The 12,320-nt window shown below is 40.1% G+C and carries 9 protein-coding genes; 4 read left to right on the top strand and 5 right to left on the bottom strand.

The features are described from left to right. Positions 1-6: 6 nt before the first annotated feature. Positions 7-408 carry a DUF1232 domain-containing protein gene (locus ACFQ1G_RS13440; protein WP_380740815.1) on the top strand — a complete coding sequence of 134 codons (402 nt, stop codon included), beginning with the start codon at positions 7-9 and terminating at the stop codon, positions 406-408. Positions 409-420: 12 nt separating this feature from the next. On the opposite strand, the gene ACFQ1G_RS13435 is transcribed toward ACFQ1G_RS13440, so the two are convergent. From ACFQ1G_RS13435 to argS, 3 genes are all read right to left on the bottom strand, one after another. After that, entirely contained in the window at positions 421-1,314 is an 894-nt protein-coding gene (locus ACFQ1G_RS13435; RefSeq protein WP_380740363.1) for a bifunctional 5,10-methylenetetrahydrofolate dehydrogenase/5,10-methenyltetrahydrofolate cyclohydrolase, read from the bottom strand. Between the two features lie 72 nt (positions 1,315-1,386). Beyond that, positions 1,387-2,715, bottom strand: coding sequence for a signal recognition particle protein (gene ffh, locus ACFQ1G_RS13430; protein WP_380740361.1), 1,329 nt, complete (start codon positions 2,713-2,715; stop codon positions 1,387-1,389). An 88-nt stretch (positions 2,716-2,803) separates the two neighbouring features. Beyond that, positions 2,804-4,573, bottom strand: coding sequence for an arginine--tRNA ligase (gene argS / locus ACFQ1G_RS13425; RefSeq protein WP_380740359.1), 1,770 nt, complete (start codon positions 4,571-4,573; stop codon positions 2,804-2,806). Positions 4,574-4,687: 114 nt separating this feature from the next. Between argS and ACFQ1G_RS13420 the strand changes: the two genes are divergently transcribed. Further along, entirely contained in the window at positions 4,688-5,122 is a 435-nt protein-coding gene (locus ACFQ1G_RS13420) for a hypothetical protein (RefSeq protein WP_380740357.1), read from the top strand. A gap of 39 nt (positions 5,123-5,161) precedes the next feature. Here the strand turns inward: ACFQ1G_RS13420 and ctlX are convergent, their stop codons facing one another. Together ctlX and ACFQ1G_RS13410 are read right to left on the bottom strand one after the other, a co-directional pair. Next, entirely contained in the window at positions 5,162-6,094 is a 933-nt protein-coding gene (gene ctlX / locus ACFQ1G_RS13415; protein ID WP_380740356.1) for a citrulline utilization hydrolase CtlX, read from the bottom strand. 9 nt (positions 6,095-6,103) lie between these two features. Beyond that, the gene (locus ACFQ1G_RS13410) at positions 6,104-7,015 is read right to left on the bottom strand and encodes a dimethylarginine dimethylaminohydrolase family protein (protein ID WP_380740354.1); all 912 of its coding nucleotides are present in this window, start codon (positions 7,013-7,015) and stop codon (positions 6,104-6,106) included. A gap of 271 nt (positions 7,016-7,286) precedes the next feature. Here ACFQ1G_RS13410 and ACFQ1G_RS13405 point away from each other — a divergent pair, with 271 nt between their 5' ends. Both ACFQ1G_RS13405 and ACFQ1G_RS13400 read left to right on the top strand, forming a co-directional pair. Next, a complete protein-coding gene (locus ACFQ1G_RS13405; protein ID WP_380740352.1) occupies positions 7,287-8,537 on the top strand; it encodes a glycoside hydrolase family 2 TIM barrel-domain containing protein in 1,251 nt (416 codons plus the stop codon). After that, positions 8,527-12,309 carry a glycosyltransferase family 2 protein gene (locus ACFQ1G_RS13400; RefSeq protein ID WP_380740350.1) on the top strand — a complete coding sequence of 1,261 codons (3,783 nt, stop codon included), beginning with the start codon at positions 8,527-8,529 and terminating at the stop codon, positions 12,307-12,309. Before ACFQ1G_RS13405 ends, ACFQ1G_RS13400 begins: the two co-directional genes overlap by 11 nt. Positions 12,310-12,320 lie beyond the last annotated feature (11 nt).

Raw genomic sequence — 12,320 nt, 5'->3', positions numbered from 1 at the left:
ATTGTGATGTTAGAAGATGCGAAAAAGAAAATTAATGAAGATTATGTAAACTCTGAAGTTTCAAAGATCAAGGACGATGATATTGACATGGTCATGACCAACAAAGAAGCCATCGATAAAAAGTTCGCCGGTTCGGGTTTAAAAAAATATTCCGAAATGGGTAAGATCATGTTCGGGATGCTACAGGATTACAAAAAAGGAAATTTCAAGCAGGTTCCATGGTTCACTATTGGTGCGATTGGTTTCGCTTTACTCTATGTATTCAATCCACTGGATATGGTTCCCGACTTCATACCGGGACTGGGATACATAGATGATTTTGCTATTTTCACCATCGTGATCCGTTTTATTGAAACAGATCTACATTCTTACCTGGACTGGAAGATCGATGAAGCCAGATCAGCTTAAAAAATCAAATGATTAAACCTCAGCACTTTTCTGCCTGTGCATTTCACGGGCAAGAAGAGTGTTCTTTAAAAGCATGGCTATGGTCATTGGACCAACTCCTCCCGGAACAGGAGTTATAAAAGATGCTTTTTTGCTTACATTTTCAAAATCAACATCTCCCACTATACGATACCCTCTTTCGCGGGTTTCGTCCTCTACCCTTGTGATCCCGACATCGATGATCACTACGTCATCTTTGACCATTTCGGCTTTTAAAAAGCCGGGATTACCTAAAGCTGTAATTATGATATCTGCCTGTGAGGTGATTTGAGTAATGTTCTTGGTATGACTATGAGTTAAGGTGACGGTAGAGTTCCCTGGAAATCCTTTTCTTCCCATAAGTATGCTCATTGGCCTTCCTACAATGTGACTTCGACCAATTACTACAGTGTGCTTACCCTCGGTCTCTACATTATATCGTTCTAACAATTCAAGGATCCCAAACGGTGTTGCCGGAATAAAGCTGGTCATATCCAACGCCATTTTTCCGAAGTTGGTTGGGTGAAAACCGTCTACATCCTTATCGGGGTCTACAGTAAGTAATACTTTTTGGGTATCTATTTGTTTGGGCAAAGGGAGCTGAACAATAAAACCGTCGATATCATCATTTTCATTAAGCTCCTTGATCTTTTTCAAAAGTTCAAGTTCACTGGTCGTACCGGGCATCCTCACCATGGTAGATTCGAATCCTACCCTTTCACAAGCCTTTACCTTACTATTCACATATGTCAAACTAGCCCCGTCGTTCCCAACAATGATCGCGGCAAGGTGTGGCACCTTTTCTCCGCGGTCTTTCATTTTTTGAACTTCCTCAGTAATCTCTTCTTTGATTTGATTACTAACTTTTTTCCCGTCGAGAATAGTCATATGTGATGATTTTTATACCCGCTCTAAATTTAAGAGCAAGCGATTGATAATTATTTAAAAACTGGTATTAGCTTATTTCATATTCTTCATCATCTGCATCATCTTACGGCCACCGCCACCTTGCATCATCTTCATCATTTTGCTCATTTGGTTAAATTGCTTGAGCAACTGGTTGACCTGTTGAACAGATGTTCCTGATCCTTTTCCGATTCGTTTCTTACGACTTGCATTGATCAGGGACGGCTTTGATCTTTCTTCAGGGGTCATGGAATGAATGATCGCTTCAATATGTTTGAAGGCATCATCATCAATATCAACATCCTTCAGCATTTTTCCGGCTCCAGGGATCATACCCATAAGATCTTTCATAGATCCCATTTTCTTGATCTGTTGTAACTGGTTCAGGAAATCGTCAAATCCGAATTCATTTTTAGCGATCTTCTTCTGAAGTTTTCTCGCTTCCTCTTCATCATACTGCTCCTGCGCTCTTTCCACAAGAGATACAACATCTCCCATCCCAAGGATACGATCTGCCATACGAGACGGATAGAACACGTCAATCGCGTCCATCTTTTCTCCCGTACCAATGAACTTGATAGGCTTATCTACTACAGATTTGATCGAGATAGCCGCACCACCACGGGTATCCCCGTCTAGTTTGGTAAGGATCACCCCGTCAAAATTCAATCTTTCATTAAATGCCTTTGCAGTATTAACAGCATCCTGACCTGTCATGGAGTCAACCACAAACAGGGTTTCATTAGGCTCGATCGCACGGTGAATATTCGCGATCTCGGTCATCATCGCCTCATCGATCGCTAAACGACCAGCGGTATCGATGATCACCACATTATTTCCGTTCTGTTTTGCATGAGCTATGGCTGCCTTTGAAATAGCAACCGGATCTTGATTTCCTTCATCACTGAATACCTCAACTCCAATCTGCTCCCCTACTACATGCAACTGATTGATCGCTGCAGGACGATACACGTCACAGGCAACCAACAACGGATTCTTGGATTTTTTAGTTTTAAGATAGTTAGCGAGTTTCCCTGAGAAAGTGGTTTTACCACTACCCTGCAAACCTGACATTAAGATAACAGAAGGGTTTCCGGAAAGATCGATCCCTTCGGCATCACCTCCCATTAACTGGGTCAATTCATCCTTGACCAGCTTCACCATTAACTGTCCCGGTTTTAAAGCAGTAAGTACGTTTTGACCTAAGGCTTTTTCCTTAACCGTATTAGTGAACTCCTTCGCAATTTTATAGTTTACATCGGCATCGACCAACGCACGTCTCACCTCCTTTAAGGTTTCGGCTACGTTTACCTCGGTAATTTGCCCATGTCCCTTAAGAACGTGTAAAGCACTATCTAATTTATCGCTTAAACTATCAAACATATTCTCTCTTGTTTATTTAAGTACCGCCTGTTACGGCAGTTGCAAATTTAATGATTTGAGGCTGAAGTGAAAAGTTTTTCTTCGCAGCCTACATCCTTTCCGGAACCTGGATTCCAAGCAAAGCGAAAGAAGATTTTATAACATCTCCCACAGCTTTTGAAAGCTGCACTCTGAATTTCTTCTCAGTAAGATCCTCAGTCCCTAAAATAGTAACATTCTGGTAAAAACTGTTGAATTCCTTTACCAGCTCATAGGTATAATTCGCTATCAAAGCCGGACTATGATTTTCGGCAGCCAGCACTACAGTTTCAGGGTATAACTGCAACTGTTTGATGAGCTCCTTTTCTTTGTCATTCAGCGTATAATCTGAAATGGTTTCACTGTAATCCAAATCTGCTTTTCTTAAGATCGACTGAATTCGGGCATAGGTATACTGAATGAAAGGCCCAGTATTTCCCTGGAAATCTACAGATTCTTCCGGATTGAACAGAATTCTTTTCCTAGGATCAACCTTCAGGATATAATATTTCAATGCTCCAAGACCAATGATCCTGTAAAGCTCCTCTTTTTCTTCTTCAGAATAGCCTTCAAGTTTTCCCAATTCTTCGGAAATCTCTTTGGCGGTACCTACCATTTCTTGGATAAGATCATCTGCATCTACCACGGTACCTTCACGGCTTTTCATTTTTCCCGAAGGAAGATCCACCATACCATAGCTTAGGTGATACAAGTGTTCTGCCCACTCAAAACCTAATTTCTTAAGGATCAAAAACAGCACCTTAAAGTGATAATCCTGCTCATTTCCTACCGTGTAGACCATTCCGTTAATAGCAAAATCTTCTACTCGTTGAATGGCAGTACCAATATCCTGGGTCATGTAGACCGCCGTGCCATCACTTCTTAAAACGATCTTTTCATCAAGACCTTCATCTGTAAGGTCTATCCATACGCTGCCATCATCCTTGCGATAAAAAACACCCTTTTCAAGACCTTCAGCAACCACATTTTTACCTAAAAGGTAGGTTTCACTTTCGTAATAATTCTTATCAAAATCTACTCCCAGTTTCTTGTATGTTTCTTCAAAACCATCATATACCCACTGGTTCATTCTCTTCCAAAGTGTCACAACCTCATCATCGCCGGCCTCCCACTTTCTCAGCATTTCCTGAGCATCTTTTAATATTGGGGCTTCAGCCTTGGCTTCTTCTTCGGTCTTTCCCTGGGCCACCAAATAAGAAATTTCTTCTTTATAAGCTTTGTCGAATTTCACATAATAGTTTCCTACCAGTTTATCTCCTTTTAAGCCGGATGTTTCAGGTGTTTCCTCATGGCCAAAACGTTGCCATGCCAACATGGATTTACATATATGGATCCCACGGTCATTGATGATCTGGGTTTTGTATACTTTATTTCCGGCAGCTTTAAGAATTTCAGAAACAGAGTATCCCAAAAGGTTATTTCTGATATGTCCTAAATGCAATGGTTTATTGGTGTTGGGAGATGAATATTCTACCATTATGGTGTTTTCCCCTTGCGGAACTTTTCCGAAATTCTCGTCATCCTTCATATTTCCGAAGAAATCCAGATAAAGTTTATCAGCAAGAACGATATTCAAAAATCCCTGTACCACATTGAATTTTTCGATCTCAGGATTATTTTGAACCAAATACTCTCCAATGGATTCTCCCAATTTCACCGGATTTGTTTTGATCTGGCGAAGCATAGGGAAAGTAACAAGGGTGATATCTCCCTCAAAATCTTTACGTGTGGCCTGAAATTCAACAGAGTCCAGCTCTACATTATGTATATTTTTAACAGCTTCTTTTACCTGATCTGCAAGTATCGTTTGAACACTCATTCTCTTTTGTTTTTAAAAGCGCCCCTCCAGGGCTAAGGAACCGCAAAGATAACAGAAAAATCAGCTTAGTTAAAGGGTTTGGACGCAAATGCTTACCTTTAAAGAAAAAAGAAAATGCTGCTGAATGTCTCCCAGGATCTAGCCAAGAAAAAAGAATTAATTTCCGATACAATAGGGAAACCTTTTAACCTCGAAAAAAGGAAGGAACTGGAAGGAACCGTGCTATCAAATATTGCGGTGACCGCTGCCAGCATTGATCTTTATAATCTTATGGTTCTTCACGAGGAACAGATCTTTTGCAATTTTGAAATGCGGCCTAAGGGAATTATCATAAGTTTCAGGGCCAAGAATGACATGTACTCCCTGGTTATCCCATTTTTTAAACTCAAGATCTATAAAGGCAAAGCTGAAGAATATTCATTTTACAAGGATCACTACTTTATCAAGATATGGGCAGGAGCTGACCAGGATGATGTTCATAAATTTGTAAAGAAGGTTAAGAATTACCAGACTGACACCTCTTTTCCCAGAATTGAGGATATTATGTAAAGACATTAAAAAAGCCCTTTTTCAAGGGCTTTAATTTTTTTATTTCTTCGGAAGGAAAACTTCCGCCATCATACAACGAGCACTTCCGCCACCGCACGTTTCAATGGTTTCCAAATCACTGCTTAAAATCTCACAATGCTTCTCAATAGCCGCTACCTGATTTGGCAAAAGACTTTGCCTGGCAGATTCACTCATAACCAGGTATTTTTTTCCGTCTTTCCCGGAAACCTGCAGCATATTTCCTGCATAGTGATGCATTTGGGCTTCTGAGATCTCTATGATCTCTTTCCCGTCAGATTTCAAGTGTTTTACAACATTCTTGCGTTCTTTTGGATCATCGATAGAATCCAGACAGATCACCGCGAAGTTTTCAGCCAGACACATCATCACATTGGTGTGATAAATAGGCATTCTCTTGCCATCTACATCCTGGTAGGCATTAAAGACCACCGGCGTAAATTCCATGTCCTCACAGAACTCGATCAGTAATTCCTCACTGGCCCTCGGAGAAAGCGCACAGTAAGCCTTCTCATTAACCCTGTCAAGGATCATGCTTCCTGTAGACTCGAGAAAAAGCTCCTCCTCTTCTGCACTGGTATAATCTATAACGTCTTTGATCTCATATCCTTCCTCTTCGATCTTCTCAAAGATCTCTGCTCGACGCTCTCTTCTGCGATTCTCTGCAAAAAGCGGGAAAAGAACGGCTGTGGCATCCTCGTGAAAAGTCACCCAGTTATTCGGAAAAATAGAATCAGGGGTGTCGAGTTTTTCATCATCGTTCACCACAATTACATTCACTCCCACACCGCGCAGTTTAGCCACAAAAGCGTCAAACTCTTCCTGGGCTTTGCGGTTGATCTTTTCATTTTCCAATTGAAGACCTTCCTGAAAATAGTTGTTTACGGCAGTTTGCTCATTCATTCTGAATGCTACCGGTCTCACCATTAAAATTGTATCTGTAATTTGTCTCATTTATTTTATTTAGTCCCTAATTAGGGGTAGGGTTGAACACCTTAGTAATCCTTCCTGTTTTGCAATTTCGGCGTATGGTACTTCCTCAACAGTAATACCATTTTCACGCAACCAGGTGTTAAGACGGGTAAAATTCCTTTCAGAGATCACCACATCTTCAGAAATAGAAAAAACATTGGAGAACATATTGTACATCTCATCACGGCTGATCTCAAAAACATTTTCTTTTCCGAAGAAATCCACCAGCCATTCATATTCCTCTTCATTTAAGAATCCACCTTTATACAGGATAGCTTTATCCTTACCAACCGGCTGAAAACAGCAATCCAGGTGAAGGGCATTGTCTCTAGGCTCAGTATTTGATTTTCTAAGATTGAAGGGCTTCACCACTTTGTCGGGAAAATGCTGTTTCAAATGATCAACCGCTTTCATATTGGTTCTAGCAGTTATAAAACTTGAATAATCCTCCCCGTAGTAGGTGCCAACGAATATATGGTCGTTATACAACATGACATCTCCCCCTTCAACATGGGCATCTTCGGGCAACTTTATGATCTTATCTTTCTCGATCTTTTCAAGAACGTGAGAGATCGCTTCGATCTCCTGCTCCCGATCTGGCAGAATATTAGCTCTCACAAACTTATCATCAATAACAAAACCTATATCCCTGGTGAAAATTTGATTATAGTCATTGATCACTTTTGGCCGATATACTTTCACATCATATTTTTCAAGGACATTCTTCACTGCTTCCATCTCTCTAACCATGTCATCTTCTTTGGGATAAGTCCCGGCCTTTATATGTTCTGCAGATTTAGGATCGTATGCATCCGAAAGACTGGGAACGCCTCCTATACCTTCAGCAGTTCCAAGTACTACAGCTCTTAATCTGGACGTCTCATTTTTAACATTTAATTTCATCGTGCCAAAATTTTTGCAAATATAGAAAAAGCCCCCTGACCTCCATATTTTCAACTGAATAAAGATTTACAGGAATGCACTCACAAGATCTTATAATATCAAATAACAAACCAAAATTTCGCTTTCTCTACCCGTTATTTTATAATTTCTCTAACTTATTCCTTCCTATTACTTTTCATATATTAGCAATAGCCTCAAAGGTCTGTTAATTTTGCAATACCGGAACCCACTCAGAACTATACATATCGCAGGTTTTTTGATATTTATTGCTTTGGCATGTACAAAACCTGCGTCTACAAGCAACACCTCGGCAAAGGTGTATGTTGCGCATGATGGTAATTCCTATAAATTGATCCGTAATAATGAACCGTTTCAAATCAAAGGAGCAGCAGGGAATTCCCATTTTAGGGAACTCAAAGAAGCCGGCGGGAATACCATTAGGGTTTATGATACTATAAATCTTAAGTCGACTTTGGATAAGGCACATGAATATGGGCTGGCGGTAATTGTAGATATCCCCCTGCCTAAATATGGAGACGGATCTAAATTCTATGAGAAGGATCTAAGTGTTCCTAAAAAAAAGATAGCCTCGTTGATCAGGAAATTTAAGGACCATCCGGCGCTACTCTACTGGAATCTCGGGAATGAATTATATTATCCTACTTTTCACAAAGACGTAAAATTCTTCAGCAGTTATAATTCCCTGGTTGACCTGGTAAAGAAAACAGACCCAGATCACCCTGTAAGTACAGCTGTCATTGGTGGAAACCGAAGACGGCTTGCGAGTATCCTTATGCGCAGTCCTGATCTCGATCTAATATCGATCAATTCCTTCGGAAATCTCACCAACCTAGATGACAGAATGAAACCTTTCAATATGATCTGGAATGGCCCTTATGTTATCACCGAATGGGGCGTGAATGGACCGTGGGAGGAGGACAAAACAAATTGGGGTGCTCCCATTGAACAAACCAGCAGCAAAACTTCAGAAATTCTGGCCGAACGATATGCTTCAGAAGTAATGAATGCCTCCAATTGCATGGGAAGCGTTGTCTTCTTTTGGGGTAATAAACAGGAACGCACACACACCTGGTTCAGCATATTTTCCGAAGAGGGTAAAAGAAGTGAATCTTTCCACACTTTAAAGAATTTATGGAATAATGAACCTTTAGAGTATGCCGGACCTCAAATCTACTACGCCTACCTTAATGGCAGGGGTTCTCCTGAAAGTATTATTCTTACTCCCGGCATACAAGCAGAGGCAGAGGTAGTAATGCTTTCCAAAAAGGTTGATTCTTTGGAATATTCCTGGGAGATAAGACCGGAAGCCTGGAGTGACATTGAGAAAGACCAGCCTGTTCTAAAACAGTTAACACCAAAAATATCATCTTCAAAAATAAAATTTACCACCCCTCAAAAAGAAGGTCCCTACAGGCTTTTTGTGTATGTTTTTGATAAGGAAAATAATTACTCAACATCCAATATTCCTTTTTACGTACTAAACCCGGCCAATGAGGAATAATATAAAAGCTCCCACCCCAAATGAATCCCGCATGATCAAATTTATGATCCTGCTGGGGGTATTTAGTATCTTGAATTTTCTGGTCTTTTTCTTCAAACCGGAACACAGGACTAACTCCCTCTTATTTTTCATGCTGAGCTCTATCATTCTTTATGGTGTGCTCAAAAAACTATACATGTGGTATAATTATTCAAACATTTCGGTTCCAAAAACTCCGAAAGTGACGCCAAACCTGACTGTCGATGTCCTTACGACCTATTTTCCGGGAGAGCCCTATAAAATGATCACCACCACATTAAAGGCTATTAAAAATATAAAATACCCTCATACTACTTATTTATGTGATGAAGCAGATGATCCTTTTTTGAAACAATTCTGTGAAGAGAACGGGATCGTTCACGTTACTCGCGATAATCGCATTGATGCCAAAGCAGGTAACATTAATAATGCTTTGAAAAAGCATGCCACCGGTGACATTTGCGTGATCCTGGATCCTGATCATATTCCTGAACCTGAGTTTCTAGACCCTATCTTACCACATTTTTCAGATCCTAAGATCGGTTTCGTACAGATCGTGCAGTCTTACTATAATATCAAAGAAAGCCTTGTAGCCCGGGGTGCGGCTGAGCAAACATTTCAGTTTTACGGACCAATGATGATGACCTTGAACGCTTATGGAGCAGTAAATGCCATAGGGGCAAACTGTGTTTTCAGAAGAGAGGCGTTAGATAGTATTGGCGGTCATGCGCCCGGGCTGTGTGAAGATATGCATACCGCAATGTTACTCTATGCTAAAGGCTGGAAGGCTGTATATGTTCCTATAGTTCTAGCTAAAGGACTTGCCCCATCTAATCTCACTAATTTCTTTAAGCAACAACTAAAATGGTCACGGGGAAGTTTTGACCTATGGGTAAAGGTTTTTCCGAAAATCTTTTCAAAATTAACCGGAAGGCAAAGAATTCACTACGGCATTTTACCCATGCATTACCTGAGTGGTGTGATCATATTGTTCACCTTCCTCATCCCAATTCTTTCCCTATTACTTTCTACAACCCCTTGGAAAGGAAACATTATAGATTTTGTACTGGTACTACTTCCTGTTGCGGCAAGTTCAATTTTGATAAGAACCTTTATTCAGAAGTGGGTGATCGAAAAAAAGGAAAGAGGCTTTCATTTGGTTGGCGGGCTTCTCCATATAAATACCTGGTGGATCTATATTCTGGGACTGGTTTACACTATTTTAAATAAGAAAGTCCCGTATTTACCAACACCAAAAGAGGATGAATTCAACACGAACATGAAGATCATTTTGCCAAATGCCATAGTAGCCCTGGTCTCTATTTTCGCAATTGTTTTTGGCCTATATCAAGATCTCACCCCATTTTCAATTGTCATGTCGGGGTTTGCATTTTTCAATGCTCTTATTATGATGTTCGGTATATACATAGCCGTGAGGGTTACCAATCAGAATAAAATTCTTCGCACTCGGCTTCACAAAAAATCACTTAGCGTTTTAGCAAGTTTCAAACATGGATTTTACCGCCTGGCCAATCTGGCTTTTGAAGGCACCAGGACAGTAGCTCTTCCATTATTGCTTCTAATTCTTATTACCTCTATGAGCTTTAAAAATGAACATGATCAATTGAAATGGGATGAGGTCTATGTACCTTTTTCAAAGAAACATAGCGAAAAATACCTGGGGATCTTTCAACCTTCCGAAGGAAATGGAATATCAGACATTCAAGCGATCAATGAACTTGAATCCCGCGAAAATATCGATTTTGACATCATTTCATTTTACCTCGCCTGGACCGATGAAAGCGTGAACAAGTTCCCTCATCAACTGATGGATTCTATTTATCAAAAAAATGCAATTCCTATGATCACCTGGGAACCGTGGGCTTCAACCTTAGCTTCTAACGATACGGTGCGGGATCTTTCAGAAGAGAAGAAGGTTTTCAAGCATATTACTGACGGTTTTTTCGATGATTACATTATAAAGTTTGCAAATATCCTGAAGACTTATGACAAACCGATCTTCCTAAGGTTCGCACATGAATTTGACAACCCTCAGTATCCCTGGTCCCAAGCAGGCAACAATACTTCGGAAGAATTAAAAGCAGCCTGGATATATGTTCATAAACTGATGAAAAAGGAAGGTGCTCATAAAGCCATTTTTGTCTGGAATCCGTGGAAACCGAAAGGTATGAACAATTACTATCCCGGAGATCAATACGTAGACTGGATAGGACTGACCATGTTGAATTACGGACCTTTAAATGAAAATGGAGAAGTCCTGCCATTCAACAAGCTCTACGAACCTTTTAAAAATAAGCTATACTGGTTCACCCGCAAACCTATCATGCTGGCAGAGTTCGGATCTTTAAAATTAGGTCAAAACAACCAGGAGAGCTGGCTGACAAATGCGGTGGACTCTATTAATTCCTCACATGAAAATATTAAGGCATTGGTTTTCTTTAATAGTTCTGTAGATGAGAATATTCCAAAAAATAAATGGCTTAAAGATGGTAAACTGGATTGGACGATCAACTCATGGGACTCCTTCAAACAAGAATTTTCAGGAGAGGCTGCACAAGGTTCGGAAAAGGAATTAAAGAAGGTAAGCCTTCCGGAGGAGAGAAATCCAATTAGCAGATTTGACATTCGAGGTGTGCGATACAAAAAAGGCACAAACTGGATGAATAATTATTACGCGGTCACTAAAGAAGTGATCTCAAAAGATTTTGAAAACCTTAAAAGTTCGGGAATTAATACCATTCAAATAACCGGAGGTAATATTTATGATCACAACCTTCTCTTGTATTCTGAAAAATTTGACTTGCAGCTCATTTATCAGTTTAACATCGATCAATCCCTCGATTTCATAAATGACACGGCAGAAAAAGAAGAACTCAAACAAGAGATTTTGAACAAGGTGGAAAAATTAAAAGATCTAGATCACGTGATCAGTTATTCCTTTCTACTCGATCTGGAGCAACACTACCAAAAGCCATTACTCTTTAATCAACGCACCGCGTATTTAAACTGGCTTCAGGATCTAACTCAAAGGATAAAACAAATCTCCCCGGAGAAGTCAATTACTGTTGATCTTCAGTTTAATTTGGATACCGAATTCCTTATAGACCAGATCCACGAACATCTACCTGTAGACAGCTACGGTTTGATTGTCAAAGACACAACGTTTTTAGAAAACCAGATCAAAGAGATGAAAGGATTGGGCAGGGATGTATTCATCAGCAGTATTACTCCAAATTTGATAGTTGAAAATTCTGAAAGATTCGTAAATCAGGATTTGATCCTTCAAAACTGGCAGGATGAACGAAAAAGTAACTGGATAAATTTTGACGGACTGGTGGACTTCAGAGGTAGAAAAAAACAGATTCTTAAAGACATTACGGCTATCTGGAATGAAAAGAAAGTGCCTGAAAAATCTCTTTTCAGAAGCAGGATATTGAAGCCTGCTGAGCAGTTATATCCTGGCCAGATCTATAGGTATCATGCTGCACAATTTGACGGCAAGGAATGGATTGTTCAAAATTCCAACAAAGAATATAAGTTTGAATGGAACCTCATTAAAACGGACAGGTTCGGAAATCATCTAGCTATAAAGAAATTGGGCTCGCAGCCTGAAGTTGAAGTGATCATTCCTGAGGATTACAAACAATATGAGATCATGCTGGTAACCCGCAAAAAGGGGGAGGATTACGTGACCTCTACCCGCACCTCTCTACATACTCCTGCGGAAAACTGATCGCCTCGAAA

Source organism: Salinimicrobium gaetbulicola (assembly GCF_042676025.1).
Taxonomy (GTDB): Bacteria; Bacteroidota; Bacteroidia; order Flavobacteriales; family Flavobacteriaceae; genus Salinimicrobium; species Salinimicrobium gaetbulicola.
This window is presented reverse-complemented; position numbering and strand designations above follow the sequence as displayed.